Source organism: Microbulbifer sp. A4B17, assembly GCF_003076275.1.
Classification (GTDB): Bacteria; Pseudomonadota; Gammaproteobacteria; order Pseudomonadales; family Cellvibrionaceae; genus Microbulbifer.
Map to the genome: position 1 here is coordinate 4709274 of NZ_CP029064.1, position 18486 is coordinate 4727759.

Consider the following 18486-nt stretch of genomic DNA (forward strand, 5'->3'; position numbering starts at 1 on the left):
CAAAGGGGGTGAACGTTTACTGCCCACCCCCTTTTATCCATTTCAAATCAGATCGGAGATCCTGGCGGCAACGCCTTAACGGCCCCAGGTTTTACTTCCAGCTTGCCCTGCTTAAAGGCATCGATACGCTGTGCCTCATAGTAATAGTGTGCACTATAACCCTCGGGATCCTCGCCAAACAGCCGCATAGAACCAATCTCCTGCAGAAGCTTTGCCAACTCCAAGTGCGCTTTGGCCCGCACCGATTCGTCTGCCTTGGTATTACTGGCCAGTAACATCAACTGCTCGATATAGGCATGATTAACCCGCTGGTGCACACTCGCCTGCAGACCGGTATAACCCTCACCCTGCAAGGCCAGTGCGGTCAAGCGCTGCAGCAAACTAGCAAACCCCGGTACCTCGCTGCTGCGGGCACTCTGTTGATTCATTCGCGCCGCGCGCTGCGGGTCCATCAGGATTGATAGCGTATGCCCAGCAGCCGCTTCCGCCAGAGCCACCCCATCAAAAGCTACCCCCGTATATGAGGGGAAGCTCTCGATAGTGCGTTCGTAGCCATAGGACTTGGGCGGAATCAGTTGCAAGACCTGCTCCGGCAAGGTGAGAAACTGAGGCGAAAGTGTATCCAGCAGTGCATCAATTGCCCGCTGTTGTCGCTCTGCGGGCACCAGGGTATAGCTATTTTGATCGGTACCGTTGTAGACATAGTCATAGTCCAAGCCACCGATCAATTTGCCCACAGCCTCCGCCTGGTAGCGATGACCGTAGTACACAGGCACCAGGATCTCTTCCAGGTCAGAGCGGGGCGCGGATAAGGGCGCTGCCGCCGCAGAGAAACTATCCAGGGCGTGACGCCTCAAGTCGACCATCCGCTGGAATTCCGCCAATGGGTCGGTGCCGTTGTCCCAAAGGTGTGAAACTGCGTGAGCATTATTGATGGTGCGGGAGTCCGGGTCTGAAATAAAGCGCAGCTCTTGTTCCCCGGCCTTAGCGATAACACTGTCGAGATAACTTTTTTCATCATCGCCCTCGCCATAGCCATAGCGAATCGCCAGCTTATCCCAACTGCCGATGCCAGTGGCGTAGGCATCTGTCAGGTTCAACTTACCTCCCAGCAGAGAGACCAGCGGAGCCGGGTAATCCATTACTGAAGCGCGCTCTTCGCTACTGGCAGCAAAGTTGTGCGCCAGCCCCAGGGTGTGGCCTACTTCGTGAGCGGATAGCTGACGGATACGGGCCAGGGCCATATTCTTTAGCTGCTCGGTACTGACAGTATCGCCGCGGTAGGGCTGTACAAGCCCTTGAGCAATCAGAAAGTCCTGGCGAACACGCAGGGACCCCAAGGTAACATTGCCTTTTAGAATTTCGCCGGTGCGGGGATCGTAAACCGAATAACCGTAGGACCAACCGCGAGTGGAGCGGTGTACCCAATTAATCACGTTATAGCGAACATCCAAAGGATCGACGCCCTCCGGCAGAATCTCTACGCGAAACGCATTTTTAAATCCTGCTGCAGCGAATGCCTGGTCCCACCAGCTCGCCCCTTCGATCAGGGCGCTGCGCACCGGCTCAGGAACTCCGGAATCTACGTAGTAAACAATCGGCTCCACAACCTCATCGCTACCCGACTTCTTCTCCAGTCGATGACGGTAGATATAACGCTGGTCCAGAGGCTCTTCAATCGCCGTAGCGTAATCTCGATAAGCGAACGGGAAGTAGCCACTGCGGCTGTGAAAACGGCGGGGCTCATAGTCGTTATCTGGCAATTCAATCAGGGAGATATGCTGGCGCAGGGACACCAATGTAGGGGTCGGAACCACTTCGCGCAGATAGTTTCCCGGAGCTGATCCAGCAAAAGTTAACTGGGCCTCAAACTCACTGTTCTTGGGAAAGTTTTTTGTGCGGGGCAGATAAACTGCTGACTTGCTCTTATCCACACTGTAACTGCCCTGCTCTGCGCCCTTGAGACGTGTAGCAATGCCGTGCTGATCGCTCAGCAGGAAAGGCGTAAAGTCCACCAGTATTGCCTTATCGCTCTGAGCAAGCACCTTGAAGCCCCAGAGTACGGACGAAGCGAAAGCTTCCTCAACCGCGCGGCGCTCAGCCGCATTTGCTGATTGGGCACGGTATTTCAGATTCACCTGATGCAGTAATACCTTATTACCCGAATGCTGGAACTTCACCAAGCGGCTCTCACCCACTTGATTCCGATCCAGGCCCACCGGGTTTGAACCCAGTCCCTGGGCCAGCCCGGTGAGCAACAGCAACTCGCGCTCAAACTCATCGATCTCCAGCAACACCCGGCCGTTAGCCTCGTCCCAGTAAAAGTCGTGGAAGCCACTGTGCCTATGCATGCCTGCGGTGTACTCCGCGATGCTCCCGGCCTGTGCCATTGTGCTGACTATCAAGAAGCACAGTGCAGCAATGTGCCTGCTTATGGACATTGAATACCCTCAATTTATTAAGTGTTATGGGCTAAAAATACAGAATACCCGCTGGAACATCCATGCTTGGCCATCACTCCCTGGGCCTGCGTCAGGAAAAAATGAAAAATATTTCTAGCTGCCTGCATCTGTTCGGCGACTCAGGCGCGTCACATTGAAAAGACACACAATAGGAAACCGGCATATGTGGAAGCCAATCGCACTTTCAACCCTGATAGGCCTCGGTATCAGTTCACAGGCAATGGCCCACGATTCTTTTCATGTCGATACCAGCGACTGCAACGTGTCCACGGATTACGCCATTGAAGTAGGCCCGGATTTCTTTACCGTCGATGGGGAGAACGGAAAACTGATGACATTTCAGCTTCCCAGCCAGCTGTCGGTGGATGGTGAGCCGCTGCCCCTCAACTCTGAGCAGGAACAACTGCTTCAGGAGTACCGCCAGCAACTTCATATCGCAGGCCGTGACACACTGGTACTTACCCTCGAGGCGATAGATATCGCAATGGATGGCCTGTCCATTGCCATTAACGCTCTCGCCGGACCAGATCACCCTGACATCCTCGAGCTCCAGCAACTTTCCGCCGACCTGATCCAGCGCACCGAAGACCGCCTCAATCGAGAGGGTGAGATCTATCAGCTGGGAGGGGAGGAAATTGGTGACTATATAGAGAAAACCATCTCTGAAGAGTTTGAGCCCCGTATCGAGCGTCTCGCTATGGAGTCAGCGGGAACCATTGCCTGGCATGCACTCAAAGCAGCCTTTACCGGAGGTCAAAGCATTGAGGAACAAGCCACCGAAGAGGCGGAGCGCTTAATTGAGCAGCGTGCAGAAAATATTGAGCAGTCTGCATACAGGTTGTGTACACAACTGAAAACCATTGATCGGCTGGAAACCGACCTCCACCAGCTGGTACCAGAACTCAGTCACTACGACATAGTTAAAACCAATCTGGTTATAGCCGATTAGATACTCTTGATTTTCATCCCCCCAAATTCGGCCGCACTGCGGCCTCTTTTTTAATTCTCTGCAGTCTTGTTACAGCCCTTGCCGCTGGAGAAATGCTGTTGCATCGGTGACGCTTTGTTCGGCATTCTCGACATGGGACATGTGCCCCACCTTTTCGTAGACTACTAACTCTCCTTGAGGCAATTTGCCAGAAAAATACTGTCCTACGGACAGGGGAATAATTTGATCCTCAGCACCCCAGATAAATAGAACTGGAATTTTAATATTTTCTAAGTCCGGCAATGGCTGAAAATTGATTGTGGCATTGGCAACCAGATTGATCGCAGTCCCCCGGTTCTTCTCATAGCGGGAAAGCAAATAGATTCTTTCCAACATCTCTCCAGGCAGGGCCTCCGGATTATAAAAAAACCTGGACCCCAGCATTTTTTTGAGTAATCCGCGACTACCAATTTGGGAAACCAGCTTTCGTCCCCAGTGGCTGGTGGCAAATCGGGCTATGCCTGCAGGCATTTCCAATCCCTTGCCACATTTATAACCACCGGGAGAGACAAGAATAGCTGCTTTAGGGATATTTGGATGCACTGTTAGATAACGTAAAACCCCATTCCCACCAAATGAATGGCCGACGATCACAAAATTATCAAGCTTCAGGGTAGCGATAAATTCTGTAATAAAATCGGCAAAATGCTTTGGTGTATAGGTGCCCCCCGGCAGTGGATCGGTCAACCCATGTCCCGGTAAGTCCACTAGAATAACGTGGTATTTTTCAGCCATTTTTGCCGCCCAGGCATTCCAGGCACCCAATGAATCACCACCTCCGTGACAACATAATATGTTGAGGCCGTCCACGGGTCCCATTTCGCGATAATTTACCGATAAACCGCCGGGCAGCGTAAGTTGATTAAAAGAGAACTTCAGCAGTTCATTTCGACTTAAGCTGGGGCTACAAAACGCCATCCCCAGAAGCCAGAATAAAATCAGAAGGAGAATTAAAATCAGCCAAAAAGTCATCGTTATGCCCGAGCCCTTCATCTACTATGTGCTATAAAAGTGGCTGAATTGGCGGAAATAGTGATATTCCAGGGGTACGATTGGAAACATTGAGTCATATCCGCCCATATTCAATAAGAATAGACGGCATTGGCAACTGAAATCACCTCCTACTACCATAGGCAGGAAACCAGCGAGCCTTGAATAAAGCCACAGAACCTATATGAGTTGCAGAGGTGAACTGCGACTTGCACTTAATGACTTTTAGGGGCTCCCTATTACTCCGTGCCGCAAAACAGGTTACCGGATTGTTTGGGTTTCCGTCGCCCGGCGAATAGCATTTAGCGTAAGCTCTATATCCCTATCCGTAGTCGCCCAGGAAGAAACGCTGATGCGCAGGGCCATTTTGCCTCTCCAACTGGTTGTTCCGAACCAGCACACGCCCTCCTCCTGTATGGCACTTACTATTTGCTGAATATCCTCCGTAGTTCCAATAGTCGCTATTACCTGATTTAGCACCACATCATTAAGGATTTCATAGCCCATTTCTGCCAACCCTTCGCACAAATGTTGAGCGTGAATGCAACAGCGATCAATCATCGCTGTAATTCCTTTGGGGCCCATCTCCTGAATAGCTGCCCACACTTCCACACCCCTGGCTCGGCGGGAGAATTCTGGCACCATATCCTTGGGTGGGACCTCTAAACCCGCCTGCAGGTATGGCGCCTGGGTTGTCATGACATTGTGTACAGCCCCTTGCTGCCGACAAATTGCTAAGCCACAGTCATAAGGTGTATTTAGCCACTTATGGGCGTCTACGGCCCAGGAATCCGCTTGTTCAACTCCGGCCGTTAATGCTGATTTCACCGGAGAAGCTGCCGCCCATAAACCAAAGGCGCCATCCACATGGACCCAGGCGCCTTTAGATTTAGCTTTGGGAATTATGTCTGTAAATGGGTCAAACCCTCCGGAATTTACGTTTCCCGCTTGCAGGCAAATAATGGTGGTTTCATCAACCTCGGGAAAAGTATCTGCACGCACTCTCCCCTGTTCATCACAGGGCGCTTTAATCACCTGGTCCATGCCAAATCCAAGAATAGAGAGTGCCTTGTGAACTGTGACATGGGACTGCTCAGACACAATAATACGCAGTGGCGGCGCACCGGCTAGCCCGCATTTTGCCAGGTCGATATTTAACTTTTGATAAATCGTATTCCGCGCAGCAGCCAAACACACCATATTGGCCATAGATGACCCTGTGGTAAAACCCACACTACTTTCCGTCGGCAAGGTTAACAATTCCAGTATCCAATTTGCCGCAATGCGCTCCAGATAGATTGCAGAAGGCGCCGACGACTCCAAGACGGCCACTTGGTCCCAAGCGGCGTTCATTACCGCCGCGCCCATAGAAGCTGGCGTAGCCCCACCTACCACCAACCCGAAAAAACGCCCACCGGTACTGGCAACTGTTGCCGGAGAACCATAACGATGCAGGCTCTCGACAACAGCCTCTGCCGGTTCCCCAGCCCGTGCCAAGTCACTGTTAAAAAATTGCATTTGATCAATATCAAAAGCGGACGGACTTACGCGACGATCGCAAATATTAGCAACATATTCCTCAGCGTACTGTGCTGCCAGGGATAGTGCTTTTATGGCATTAGAGATATTTTTGCTGTCATTATTATCCATTTTCGACTCCTCGACTCCTTTTCCCAGAACTGATCCAGCATAAACAATTAACTGCTCTATTAGACTTAAACTAATAAAAAACTAATTAAAGCGATACGAACAATAAGGACAAAAATACTTATCTTTGTGGCAATAATCGCTTTTAACTAAAGTAGAAACAGCAATAAGATTTGCACGCTAGAGGGAATAAATTAACTTGAAAATACTTTTTATCTAGTGCTATCTTCTGCCCCAACCTAACCAGTCGGGGCTCATACAGTGTTTGCTTACTTGGGGTTTATCTCCCTGGTATGGATGGTTGTAGGTGTTACATTGGCAGGAGCAAAATACTCGGGCTATAGCCATTCAAGACAATTCTGTAGCGAACTAGGAGCCGTTGGAAGCCCAACCCAGAAACTCTCTCCCTTCATTAACAACTACCCACTTGATATATTATTCTTCTTATTTGGCCTGCATATAATTCAAATTGAGCAGGCCCCAGTTGCACATACCATCATTGGAATTTTAATTATTATCCACGGTATTGGAACCTGGGTTGCGGGTTACTTTCCTATGGATGCGGATCCCTATACAAAAACCCCTAGTCGCGAATGCCAGATACATTCCTGGGCGGGGATGTTTATGATACTGTCATTACTCATTGCGCCATTACTAAGTATTTTCAGCAGTTATTTCTCAATAGAATTCAGGTTATTTAGTACAGCCTGCTTGCTCGCATCTATCTATTTTACTGTTACCTTAAAAAAAGCCTACGAGGAAAAAACCAACCCCGGTCTGCACCAACGTCTCAGCTATGGAGCACAGTTGATATGGTTAACGGGGCTTTCCTTCAATCTGATAACGAGCTGACAAATAATTTATAGCAACTTGGAGCGATCAATCTGATAACGCTTCGAGAACAGTAAAAGCCCCTTGTGGGAGAAAGTAATCGCCCTGGAGTCCGCTCTTCTAACCGCCCACTGCTTTGCCAAGGCATCTTCGAGTACCCATTGGCCCAAGCTGCCAGCAAGGTGGCTTTTTCTTTCGCTCCAGTCCAGGCATGACTTGCAAACAGGGCGCTTGCGCTGCTTAAAACTATCTATAGCTGCCCCTTGGTTCTGAAAAAAAAGCACGCCCTCTTTTGTTAGGGCTACCTGTTGTGATTGCTCAGCAAGCCATTTATTAGCCACTAGAGCCTCGTAAAGCAGGACACCAGTTAAACCTGCTAAGTGGTCATAACAGATACGGGATTTCCTTAAATCTGGATCAGTGGGTCCAGTGGTAACTTTTTGAGGTACCAGGGTGCTACTCAGATTGAGCAGTGCCTCTAGCGCTTCGGCAACTTGATGACTCGCCAGCTGAAAGTACTTGTGCCTACCCTGCTTGCGAACTATCAGCAGCTTGCTATCTACCAGCTTGGAAAGATGGTTACTAGCAGTCTGTGCAGTCACATCAGCCTCACAGGCTAACTCTGTTGCTGTCAGTGCTTTTCCACTCATAAGCGCCATCAATATTTTTGAGCGTGCCCGATCCCCAATCAAGCTGGATATTACCGAAATGTCAGGTTCCATGGTTACCCCCGCAACAGTTCGCTGAACACCGAAGTATAGAAAATTAAACCATCTAGAATGCCAGCAAATTATGAATAGAGGCAACTTAGATGACTGTAACCTGTTTTATTGAATACAAGATCGATCCGTTTAAGCTTGATGCTTTCCGGCTGTATGCGGAGAACTGGGGCAAAATTATTCCCGATTGTGGTGGACGGCTATTAGGGTATTTTCTACCCTCTGAGGGCACCAACTTTCAGGCCTTTGGTATTATTAACTTCGACAGCTTGGCTCACTATGAACAATATCGAAAACTGTTGAAGCAGTCTCCTCAGGGCAGTGAGAATTTCCAGTTTGCGATGAGAGAGAAGTTTATTCTTGAGGAGAAGCGCAGCTTTTTAAAGACTGTGCCGGAAACCTACCTGAAGCTCCCACAGGAAAATCAGTGATGATTGCCGTCATATTTGAAGTTACACCAAAGCCTTCAGGAAAAGACAAATATCTGGCCGTTGCCGCCAACCTAAAAGAACACCTGACCAACTTCGATGGATTTATCTCAGTCGAGCGATTTCAAAGCCTCAATCAGCCAGGAAAAATTCTGTCACTCTCTATTTGGCGAGATGAAGAATCTGTAGTGAGTTGGGAAAATAACAAAGCACATTGCGATGCACAGCATCTAGGCAAAAAACAACTATTTGATCACTATCGCATAAGGATTGGAAAAATTTTTCGGGATTATTCTATGCAGTAAATCAACAGTCAATTTTGACTCAAACTAAAGAGCCTCTGCACCTCGTTCCTTTTCTAAAGAACAGAATACAGAGGCTCCCTTTCCTAAAAACGGACTGACCAAAATAAACGAATTACATTGGCAGAAAAACTGTAAGCCGGCTCGTTCCCAGGACTGATAGACGTATTCGAATTATGTACGGTGACGTCCAGGAAATCCTCATAGTCAAACAGGATATGATCCCAATATAGATTGATTGTATTCCTGCGATTTAACAGTGACCAACGCCGCGGCAGTTCATAGGAAACCCCTATACCCAAGGCCAAAGTCGTAAAATTACTTAATTCTTTATCTCGGGCGCGAAAGTTTGTGGCGTTGAGATAGGGAAAAAGGTCACTGTAAAAGTCAGCGCTGTTCTGCTTGTAGTAGCGAATCTTCCCTTCAAAAATCCACTCATCCCGTTCTTTCCAAGGGTGCGTATAGCGAAACTCCACATTATCTGCAACAATCCCCCAGCTATCCGCATAGTGTCGGTATTCCCCTTTGATTGCTGCACGATAGGGCAATCGATATTTTGCCCTTATGGCAACTGCGTCACTGTTGCGGGTCCTGGGGTAAACCTCGGCCTGATAGCTAAACCCGGAGCCAGATGCTTCATCGACATACCTGACGCTGCGGTAGGGATTGTTGAGAAAACCCTCATCCGCCACAGTTTCAACACTTAACTCTGCAATCAGCTTTTGCGTGAGAATCTGGTTCCAGCTAAGCGCGTAGCGGCGGTGTTGCGCTTCCTCGGCGAAATTATCATCGCCATTGCGAAATACATCATCACTTCCGTAACTAACCCGCAGGTCGATAGTGCTCAAATCACCAAAGAAGCCCTGACTGATACCGAAAGCAACGGTCTGCGCCTCGTAGTCATTCTCAGAACTGTTCGTATAGCCCATGCTGATAGTAGTTTTATCTATCAGGTAGTCAGCCCCCAGAGAAAACTCATCCCGCTGTTCAGAATACTCACTGGCCGTAGCTTCTACATCAATAGAGGCCCCGGAAATCATATCCACATAGTAATTTGCAGATAAGGAGACATTGTTGCCGATATTCTTACGGATCAACACTGAGGGCCCGTCAATAGTCACCCCACCACCGCTATAGGCATGGTACATATTGTCCGCACGCTCTTCGGGAAGAACTGCAGCGACAGCCACTATCGGCCCCAAAAACAGCAATCCACTCCAGCGATAAAGAAGCTTAGTTACAGCCACATCCACCTCCACTGCCCCCTTCAGCTCCGCGCGCTGCTTCACGAGCTTCGTAAACGTGATTCATATAACGAGCTGCTACCGGGTCCTGCTCAAATCCCATAATCGGGTCGGCAAGGAACTGCCGTTCATAGGGGGCAATCCAGGGGCTGATAGTGCAACCTGTGCTCATCAAGAGAGTGCAAACTAGCAATAGCGCACGCATGACACTACTCCCGAATCAGTTCCTTAATAATTTTTTTATAGGCGGCTTCATCTCCATCGCGGTAGCCTTTATGGATATAGCGAACATTACCATCACGATCGATGAATACAGTGCTGGGCATGGCAGCAACACCATACATTTTGCTCACTTCCCCTTTACCATCAAAGAGAATCGGAAATTCCACCGGAATTTTTGCCAATAGAGAATCTGCATCCTTGCGCTGGGCATCCACATTCACCCCCCAAACCTGGAAACCTGCTGCTGCATAGCGAGCATGTAACTGATCCAACAGCGGCATTTCCTGTCGGCAGGGACCGCACCAAGAGGCCCAGAAGTTCAGCATGATGACATCACCGCGCTGCTCTGCGAGCCTCAGGTTTCCGCCCTGGTTTGAACTCAAGGTGAAATCCTTCGAGGGCTCAGCGGCGTAGGCCTGCGACATCGATAAAAACAGGGTCAATAAAGCAGCCAGGTATTTCATGGATTAGTCCTTGTTATTTATTGATTATCAATTAAAAAAAGATGGTAAGCCCCAACTGGGCAGAAAGGTTATTGGTGACCTGTGCTTCGCCAAATAATTCATGCTCAAAAATATGATCGCGAACATCCAGGCGAACTGCGAGCCAATCGTTGGCAAGCATTCTCACTCCAGCACCAAAGTTATAGGTAAAGTGCTCTTCGTCAGCAAATGAGGTATTCCCCACACCACCCACAACATAAAAATTGGCATTAAAAGCCCAATCATCAAATACAAAGTACTCACCCTGGAAAATATTCCAGCCCACGGAAGTATTGTAATAACTGAGTTCGCGCTGTTCGTCGGTCAGAAGTGGCGCGGCGCCGCTCAACCGTTCAAAGCTGGATTCACCCAACTCAGTCTGGGCATAGGTAGCCTCAATAAAGAAGTCTTCGCTGATATGGTAGGCCGCTGAAGTTCCATAGAGGGTGTTTGAACCAAAATCTTCAACGTTGATAACACCCGCAAACAGGCCGATTTCTATATTTTCACTATCTATCAAGGCATCGCGTATCTCCCGCCGCTCCAATTCAGGTGCGACAATATCAGCGAGCACTTCATCATCCTGTTGGGCGGCACATGCTTGAGCCCCCACTAGGGCGGAAAGGGCCGCAGAGCCTACAGATATACGTCGAAACCAAGTTTCCACTCGACTATCTCCTGATTATTTTCCTGCGTGGTAAGCAAGTAGTGATTGGTATATTCAGCCCTTATAGCGAAGCGGCGAGACAGGTAAGTACGTAACCCCAGTCCAGCCAGCATCGTTGTATCCTGTCTATCCTCAGTAGCAACGATAGTAGCATTCGGGGAAGTGATATTTACCCCGGCTCCCAAAACAAAATAAGGGGACACTTTCCAGTGTGGAAATGGCTGATGGACCATCGCCACCTGATACACTTGGCTGTCTGAATAGGAGCCCACAGCCTGTGTCGCACGTAATTCTGCAGATAAATTAGTGGTAAACTGATAACTCAAGCTAACGCCCAGGGAATTGGCCCCAGCAAAATCGCCATAACTCAGGCCCAAATAAAAGTAACCGTCGTCAACGTCAGAGAAATCGGGCAGTGGCACCCTGACAATCTCTCCGTTTTCCCCGTATATTTCACGCAAATCATCAACTTTTACCCAGCCACTTTTATTGCGTGCAGTCAGAACTTTTACCCAATCAGTGCGGCGCTTGAGCAACCAAATTTTTTCACCATATTCCGCCACATAAAAAATAGGGTAACCGCGGCCCGGACCTCGATATATATTGATAAATGCATTACCTACTGTAACCAGCTCTGCATCCTCAGGGTCTTTATCCTTTTTCTCAGTCTCAGTCTCAGTCTCAGTCTCAGTCTCAATCAATTCTTCTTTCAGGATTTCATCTGAGACATCAGATTTCATCAAAGTTTCTTCAGAAAAGACCGGTCCTGAGAAAAGGATAAGTAATATAAATACCGGGAAACTACCAATAAAATAGCGTTGTAATTTCAACATGGATTAATCTGCCGGTGCTGCAAAAGGATCGTTATAGTACTGGGCACCGATATCAAACCACTCGGCAATCAAACGCAGCTCGGCATCCTCTAAGTACCCTTGGTGTGCGCCACCATTTTCAAAAAGGGAAAAAAACGAGCTCTCAAGAGCCGAGCTCGCTAAGGGAGAGGAAATATTGACGGTTACCATTACCGGAATCGGATCTCCATTACTATCGAGAACCAGCTCACCATTTTCATCGACTTCGTAAACAGGATTTCCATCATCGTCATATTCCTGTACAAGCCGCGGCGTTAAGACTCCATTAACTAATTCCAACTGCGAGCGATTAACCACCAGTTCTGAGTAGGAAGTAAACCAGGCATCATTGACAGAAGAAGCTGAATTTGTGAGATCTAATTGCCCGTCGGGGATCCGTGTTGCCCCAGCGGCATCGACCGGCGAGTGACAACCAGTACAAGTATAATCGTCGATCACCGCCCCCGTGCTATCCAAGACTTCGCGGGACAAATCCCACAGTGTCTGAATGTGCTGCTCGTAGTGAATGACGATTCGACAGTTGGTATCCCACTCCGTCAGGCAGGTGGAATCTACCGGCGCATCGGTACTTAAATCACCGTATGACAGCAATATTTCGTCATCTTTAGTGCGTACCGCTAGATCAGTCCACAAATCGGTAAAGTGTAGATCCCCTTCAAGCTCAGCCTCACCGATATATCGAGCCAAAAGCTGGGCCATGGTCTCGCCCATTTCCGCCAGTAGCGCGGGCTCGGTATTGGCAAATGGCGCAGACGAAGTAGGCGCCCCATCCCAGGCCGAGTCCAATTGCATATCCGTGCGCCCATGGGGAATTTCGCTATCGCTGGTATGGCAACCGTTACAACTGCGCACTTCTCCGGCCTGTAGCTGTAGCCAATTGTTATGCGCGTCAAAAATACGTTTTCCATCCGCATCGACAATTGAAATTGCCAGGGGCATATCGGCAGGAATTTTTACCCTGACAGAACCGTCCGGTTGGATCGGGGTATAACCCAGAATTTCGCGCATTCCCTGGTTGCCATTGCGACCAAAAGCAGCCCCATCGAAGTCGAGCACATCATCGTCGGGAATGGCCACGGCTTTGGAGACTCTCAGAAATCGCGCGGGCCGCAGATCTGCCGTGGTTTGAGCCGGATCTGCCAGGGTTTCGATACCGACAATATCTTCACCATCAAAATCATAAACACTGCGAATATCCAGAATTCCGACAGATTCCTCCACCAGATCCGCATCGACATCGACTCCAGCGATGGGATCTGGAATATAGGTTGGTTCGGTGCGAGGCTCCAGAGTAACCCCTTCAGAAATCATTTCTCCCTCTTCCACAACCACAATAGGAAGCTGGGTGCCGGCGATATAATCGTAAATCCACAGGCCGTATAGCGGGTCCGCCAGTTGAACCTCTTCATCTTCTGCAAGGGTATCCGGGCAGGTCTCCAGCAGCTCGGTTTCCTCATTGACAATTCGACACTCACTCCAGGTTACCAGCAGGCGACTGGTGCCATCGTGGAATGGCCACGCGGAGGCAAAAGTGCCGTGTGGAGAAATGGTATCGTCGGTAGTGACTTCCCCCACAGTAATTGAAGCCTGCCCGACCATTTCACCACTTTGCTCCGGTTCGCTATAAGCTTCGTTATAAACAATTCCATCGATAGTAATGAGATCGCCACCATAGGTGAGACCGGAGGGGGATCGCAGAGTCACCAAAAGGCGACCATCGGGCATTTCGTGCGGTCGATTGAACGCCGCCTCTGTATCCTCTGTACCCGTATTTTGACTGTGATAACCGTAGTAAACCGCCAGATCAGAACCGTCCGGGTTTACCGTGTAAAGGCTCAATTTATCGATACCTGCCGCATTGTCCCAGCGATTGAACAAGATACGTCCATCGCTCAGTACGATAGGGTTTAAATCATGGCTTTGATTAAAAGATATCTGGGTGATATCGGTTCCATCCGCCTCCATCACATGGAGTACAAATGCCGGCTCCTCTCGGTTTTCCGTCAGGGCTGAAAATTGCGGTTTATCATCATCCAGTAGTAGAGCCCTGGAACGGCGCTGTCGCGTAGAGGAAAAAACGATGCGTCCATCGGGCAAAAAAGCAGGGGCAATATCCTGGCCTTCTTCCGCGGTTAAATCTGACTCGATTATGCGAGTGAGTTCTTCTGTCTCTTTATCGTATACCCAGATATTCCAGGTTGGCTGCTCATCGTCATCGGCATCTTCAATTTCCGGTGCACGCATCGCAAATATAAGCTGGCTGCCATCCGCTGAAGTATTCAGGTCTTTGACATCGTAATCACCGTCGAAAATATCTACGGTAATGACAGTTTCTGCAGCACTGGCAGTTGCGCGGTCTTTTAATATCAGCTCAGCACCGGCAAAAAATTCCCCAGGTTCGTAAATGTCATCCGCCTGCAGACTGCCATCATCTTCAATGCTCAATTGGCGACGAACAAAGGCAACAGGGTAATCCTGCACGACGGGATCTTCGGCTTGATCTCCATCGTCACTGGAACTGCCACCGCCACTACAGGCCGTCACCAATAGCAAAAGTGGCAGCGCACGCAAACATTTCATTTTTGTTATCCACCCGGGTTTGGCACGAGCAGCACTCGCCTTTTTTATGCTCTTAGCCTGAGAATTTTTTTATACGGCTTTGGCCGCTGAGGGTAATTCTCGCAAGTTGCGCACAAAAAGTTTGCCAACTGGGACGCAAATATTGAAAGTCATTCTGACATTATTGAAATCTGCTTTTAGACTGCTTTGCCACATCCCAGTGATCTCACCGACAAAAATAGTCCAATGAAAAATAATTCGTCTCGAGCGCGTGTACTCCGGCTCACCACGGTAACCGCACTGCTCGGAGTAGGTCTGTGGAGTAATTCTGTCCTTTCAGCATCACAGGACCAGGCCCTCCAAATTCATAGCCGCATCACCGGAACCATTCCTAGCGAAAGCGTATTGCTGGATATGGCAGAGGATATAGAAAACGGCGACCCCACCGCTGCGGCGTATACCGCAATGGAGAATGACGCTTTCTACAATGTCACTTTAAAAAATCTGGCCACTCCCTGGACCAATGAGGAGCAGGACGTATTTGAACCATTAAATGATTACACGGCGACGGTAATCGGCATGGTCCGGGACGATATGGACTTCCGCCAATTGCTTTCGGCAAATATTCTCTACACTGGTGATATTTCTGGCCTGCCCTCCTATAACACAGGCAATAACGATCACTACGAGACACTGGAAGCCGGGGGTTATTCCCTGCAGGACAATCTGGTGCAGGAAGCCCAATCCTCTCTCAATGGTCTCCCCGCAGATGCCACCGCCGGCGTTCTTACCAGCCGCGCTGCTGCCAAGGCTTTTTTTAGTGCGGGAACCAATCGCGCCATGTTTCGCTTTACCATGCTCAATCACCTGTGCAACGACATGGAGCAGGTGCAGGATACTTCCCGCTCACCGGATCGTATTCGCCAGGATGTGAGTCGCAGCCCCGGGGGCGACAGTCGCGTATTTCAAAATAACTGTATCGGTTGTCACAGTGGCATGGACCCCATGGCACAGGCATTTGCCTACTACGACTATGTATACGATGCGGACAATGATCCTGATGGCGAAGAGGGAGCTTTGGATTACAACGCAGCCGGTGATATAGATCCAGAAACCGGCAGCCGTGTTAAGGCCAAAAACCTGATCAACAGCGGCAACTTCCCCCACGGTTTTATCATTCCCGACGACAGCTGGGTTAACTACTGGCGTGAGGGCATAAATATGCACCTGGGCTGGAGCGACGCCTTGTCCGGCAGCGGCAACGGTATCAAATCACTGGGAGAGGAATTGTCCAATAGCCGAGCTTTTGCCGAATGCCAGGTAACCAAAGTTTTTCGCCAGGTTTGTCTGCGCGAGCCAGAAGATGCCACCGATCGTAACCGTATTGAAACTATTACCGATGACTTCAGCAATACCGGCTACAAACTTAAGCAGGTATACGCAGACACTGCGGTTTACTGCGCGGGAGATTAAAAAATGAAAATCTATAAAAGTCTCCCAGTGATGGAAAATACACTGGCAGCTCGCACACTTAGTATCGCTTCACTGTTTTGTGCTGCGCTGGCAATCAGCGCCTGTAGTGGTGGCAGTGGAGAGGGCACCGAAAGTCAGCCGGATACCAGTGACAGCGATGGCACCGCTGCCTATTCCGGACCAGATCCTGAAACCGATGATGTCAATCAATATAAACAGTACATCTGGGATAACCTGGCGGCGACAAATCGATGTGGCAGCTGTCATATTGAAAATAACCAGAGCCCGCATTTTGTCCGTGGCGATGATATCAATGCTGCCTACGATGCCGGACGGGAGTTAATTAACTTATCAGTTCCCGATGAATCCCGCTTAGTAACCAAGGTTGGTGGTGGGCACAATTGTTGGCTTTCCAGCGATGATGCCTGTGCGGAAATTATTACCAACTATATTGAGGAGTGGGCCCGGGCCAGCGGCAGCCTGAGCAATACAATCACCCTTGTCGCTCCTGTCGAACGCGAAGTGGGTGCCAGCAAAAGCTTCCCCGAATCCAGCGGCAGTTTTAGCACTACTGTTTACCCGCTTCTGCGCAGCTACTGTGCCAACTGTCACAGCGAAGATGCAACAACGGCACAAACTCCCTACTTTGCCAGCTCTGATGTCGACCTGGCCTACGAATCTGCGGTCAGCAAAATAAACCTGGATTCCCCGGCCGACTCGCGTTTCTCTGTGCGCCTGGGCAGTGAATATCACAACTGCTGGGATGACTGTGCAGATAACGAAGCGGAGATGACCGCAGCAATTCAGGCCTTCGCCGACACTATCAGCCTTACCGAAGTAGATCCCGATTGGGTTATCAGTAAAGCTCTGCGCCTTACTGACGGAATTGTTGCGAGCAGTGGCGGTCGTATAGAGAGCAATGCAATTGCTCTCTATGAATTTAAAACCGGCAGCGGTACCACTGCCTACGATACCTCCGGAGTTAACCCCGCAATTGATCTCGCCCTTTCTGGCGATGTGGAATGGATCGATTCCTGGGGACTGCAATTAAAGGGAGGTAAAGCACAGGGCGCTACCGCAACCAGCAGCAAGCTGTACGATACCCTCACAGCGACCGGCGAATACTCTATTGAAATCTGGGCGGCACCGGCCAACGTCTCACAGGATGGGCCCGCGCGTATCGTCACCTATTCCGGTGGCGATGATATTCGCAACTTTACCCTCGGCCAGGATCAATACAGCTACACCGTACAAAACCGCAACGACAACACCGATGCGGACGGTATGCCGGCCCTGGCAACTGATGATGCCGACCAGGTTGTGCAGGCCAGCCTCCAGCATGTGGTGGCCACCTACGATCCGATTAACGGACGCAAACTCTACGTCAACGGTGCAAATACCGGGGAGCTGGACCCAAGTGAATCCGGTTTGCTATCTACCTGGGACGACACCTTCGCCCTCGCAGTAGGCAGTGAAGTCAGTAACGGCAACAGCTGGGAAGGTTCCATTCGCCTATTGGCAATTCACTCACGCGCCCTATCGGAAGAGGATATCGCCACCAACTACGAAGTCGGTGTCGGTGAAAAATATCTGCTTTTATTCAAAGTTGAAGAGCACACAGGCATTGCCGAAAGTTATGTCATGTTTACCGTGCAGCAATTTGATAATTATGCCTACCTGTTTAGCGAACCCACCTTTGTCAGCCTTGATGACAGTGTCGATCCATCTGGAATCGCCATTGAGGGAATGCGTATCGGTATTAACGGCCGCGAAGCCGAGGTGGGCCAAGCGTGGTCCAAGTTAGCCACTGCTGTCGACAATAGCTACGTAGCAGGTGAAGGTCAGCAGCTATCCAGGCTCGGGACCATTATCACTTTGGATAAAGGCCCCCTTGATGATGAATTTTTCCTGACCTTCGAAAGAATCGGCAGCGAAACCTATAACCGGGTTGAGGCCACTCCGGCTGAACCGGCAGATGCCGCTGATCTGGAGGCGCAATCGCGCATAGGTCTGCGCCGATTTGAACAGATCCATGCGAGCCTGTCCCAGGCGACCGGAGTTTCCATGTCCCACCCGGATATTTATGAAACCTGGGAAACCGTGAAGCGCCAGCTTCCGGTTGAAAGTGACATTGAAGGATTCCTCGCTGCACAACAAATGGGTATCACTCAGCTGGCAGTGAAGTATTGCAGCACCCTGGTGGACTCCAGTGATCGCAGCAGCTACTTCAGCGGATTTGACTTCAGCGCTTCCGCAGACACCGCCTTCGACAGTGCCAGCAAGCGCGCGCAGATTATCGACCCGCTGATGGAAGGACTGCTTGGCCACGAGATGAACTGGCACGACGGCAGCGTCTCGCAACTTGCCAGCGCTCCAGACCTGGCCTCTGTAGAAACGGAACTGGACGCGCTTATCGACACCATGACCTCCTGCGGCGGAAGCTGCGACTCAGACCGCACAGAAACTACGGTGAAAGCCGTGTGCGCTGCAGCAATGGGTAGTGCCATGATTCTGATTCACTGATCTAGAAAAAAAAACAGCAGCTTTGCCGGTGGGTAACAACAATAAACACCCACCGGCCAAACCACTCAACGATAAAT

General features: G+C 49.9%; 16 protein-coding genes. 6 read left to right on the plus strand and 10 right to left on the minus strand.

Going from position 1 to position 18486, the window contains the following annotated elements; genetic code table 11:
* Positions 1–47: 47 nt before the first annotated feature.
* Positions 48–2441, minus strand: coding sequence for a zinc-dependent metalloprotease (locus tag BTJ40_RS20585; protein ID WP_192879361.1), 2394 nt, complete (start codon positions 2439–2441; stop codon positions 48–50).
* Between the two features lie 184 nt (positions 2442–2625).
* On the opposite strand from BTJ40_RS20585, the gene BTJ40_RS20590 reads away from it, so the two are divergent.
* On the plus strand, positions 2626–3411 hold the full coding sequence (locus tag BTJ40_RS20590) for a DUF2884 family protein (protein ID WP_108734843.1): 786 nt from the start codon (positions 2626–2628) through the stop codon (positions 3409–3411).
* Between the two features lie 69 nt (positions 3412–3480).
* On the opposite strand, the gene BTJ40_RS20595 is transcribed toward BTJ40_RS20590, so the two are convergent.
* Positions 3481–4368, minus strand: coding sequence for an alpha/beta fold hydrolase (locus tag BTJ40_RS20595; protein WP_157954183.1), 888 nt, complete (start codon positions 4366–4368; stop codon positions 3481–3483).
* A 333-nt stretch (positions 4369–4701) separates the two neighbouring features.
* On the minus strand, positions 4702–6090 hold the full coding sequence (locus BTJ40_RS20600; protein WP_108734845.1) for a pyridoxal-dependent decarboxylase: 1389 nt from the start codon (positions 6088–6090) through the stop codon (positions 4702–4704).
* A 258-nt stretch (positions 6091–6348) separates the two neighbouring features.
* Between BTJ40_RS20600 and BTJ40_RS20605 the strand changes: the two genes are divergently transcribed.
* The gene (locus BTJ40_RS20605) at positions 6349–6939 is read left to right on the plus strand and encodes a DUF998 domain-containing protein (RefSeq protein WP_238152081.1); all 591 of its coding nucleotides are present in this window, start codon (positions 6349–6351) and stop codon (positions 6937–6939) included.
* Between the two features lie 8 nt (positions 6940–6947).
* Here BTJ40_RS20605 and BTJ40_RS20610 read toward each other — a convergent pair whose 3' ends face one another.
* Positions 6948–7640 carry a helix-turn-helix transcriptional regulator gene (locus BTJ40_RS20610; protein ID WP_108734846.1) on the minus strand — a complete coding sequence of 231 codons (693 nt, stop codon included), beginning with the start codon at positions 7638–7640 and terminating at the stop codon, positions 6948–6950.
* Between the two features lie 89 nt (positions 7641–7729).
* Here BTJ40_RS20610 and BTJ40_RS20615 point away from each other — a divergent pair, with 89 nt between their 5' ends.
* Positions 7730–8068: an NIPSNAP family protein gene (locus BTJ40_RS20615; RefSeq protein WP_108734847.1), complete on the plus strand. Its 339-nt coding sequence runs from the start codon at positions 7730–7732 to the stop codon at positions 8066–8068.
* Entirely contained in the window at positions 8068–8370 is a 303-nt protein-coding gene (locus tag BTJ40_RS20620; RefSeq protein ID WP_108734848.1) for an antibiotic biosynthesis monooxygenase, read from the plus strand. Before BTJ40_RS20615 ends, BTJ40_RS20620 begins: the two co-directional genes overlap by 1 nt.
* Positions 8371–8453: 83 nt before the next feature.
* Here BTJ40_RS20620 and BTJ40_RS20625 read toward each other — a convergent pair whose 3' ends face one another.
* From BTJ40_RS20625 to BTJ40_RS20650, 6 genes are read right to left on the minus strand one after another with little or no spacing between them, the layout of a single operon-like run.
* Positions 8454–9614, minus strand: coding sequence for a DUF3570 domain-containing protein (locus tag BTJ40_RS20625; RefSeq protein ID WP_108734849.1), 1161 nt, complete (start codon positions 9612–9614; stop codon positions 8454–8456).
* Positions 9601–9816: a DUF4266 domain-containing protein gene (locus BTJ40_RS20630; protein WP_108734850.1), complete on the minus strand. Its 216-nt coding sequence runs from the start codon at positions 9814–9816 to the stop codon at positions 9601–9603. Before BTJ40_RS20630 ends, BTJ40_RS20625 begins: the two co-directional genes overlap by 14 nt.
* Positions 9817–9820: 4 nt before the next feature.
* Positions 9821–10297, minus strand: a complete 477-nt coding sequence (locus BTJ40_RS20635) for a TlpA disulfide reductase family protein (RefSeq protein ID WP_108734851.1) — start codon at positions 10295–10297, stop codon at positions 9821–9823.
* A 31-nt stretch (positions 10298–10328) separates the two neighbouring features.
* Positions 10329–10982: an outer membrane beta-barrel domain-containing protein gene (locus BTJ40_RS20640; RefSeq protein ID WP_108734852.1), complete on the minus strand. Its 654-nt coding sequence runs from the start codon at positions 10980–10982 to the stop codon at positions 10329–10331.
* A complete protein-coding gene (locus BTJ40_RS20645) occupies positions 10952–11815 on the minus strand; it encodes an outer membrane beta-barrel protein (protein ID WP_238152082.1) in 864 nt (287 codons plus the stop codon). Before BTJ40_RS20645 ends, BTJ40_RS20640 begins: the two co-directional genes overlap by 31 nt.
* Before the next feature lie 3 nt (positions 11816–11818).
* Positions 11819–14434: a PD40 domain-containing protein gene (locus tag BTJ40_RS20650; RefSeq protein ID WP_108734853.1), complete on the minus strand. Its 2616-nt coding sequence runs from the start codon at positions 14432–14434 to the stop codon at positions 11819–11821.
* 225 nt (positions 14435–14659) lie between these two features.
* On the opposite strand from BTJ40_RS20650, the gene BTJ40_RS20655 reads away from it, so the two are divergent.
* On the plus strand, positions 14660–15886 hold the full coding sequence (locus BTJ40_RS20655; protein ID WP_192879362.1) for a hypothetical protein: 1227 nt from the start codon (positions 14660–14662) through the stop codon (positions 15884–15886).
* Positions 15887–15889: 3 nt separating this feature from the next.
* On the plus strand, positions 15890–18409 hold the full coding sequence (locus BTJ40_RS20660) for a LamG domain-containing protein (protein WP_238152083.1): 2520 nt from the start codon (positions 15890–15892) through the stop codon (positions 18407–18409).
* Positions 18410–18486: the final 77 nt, after the last annotated feature.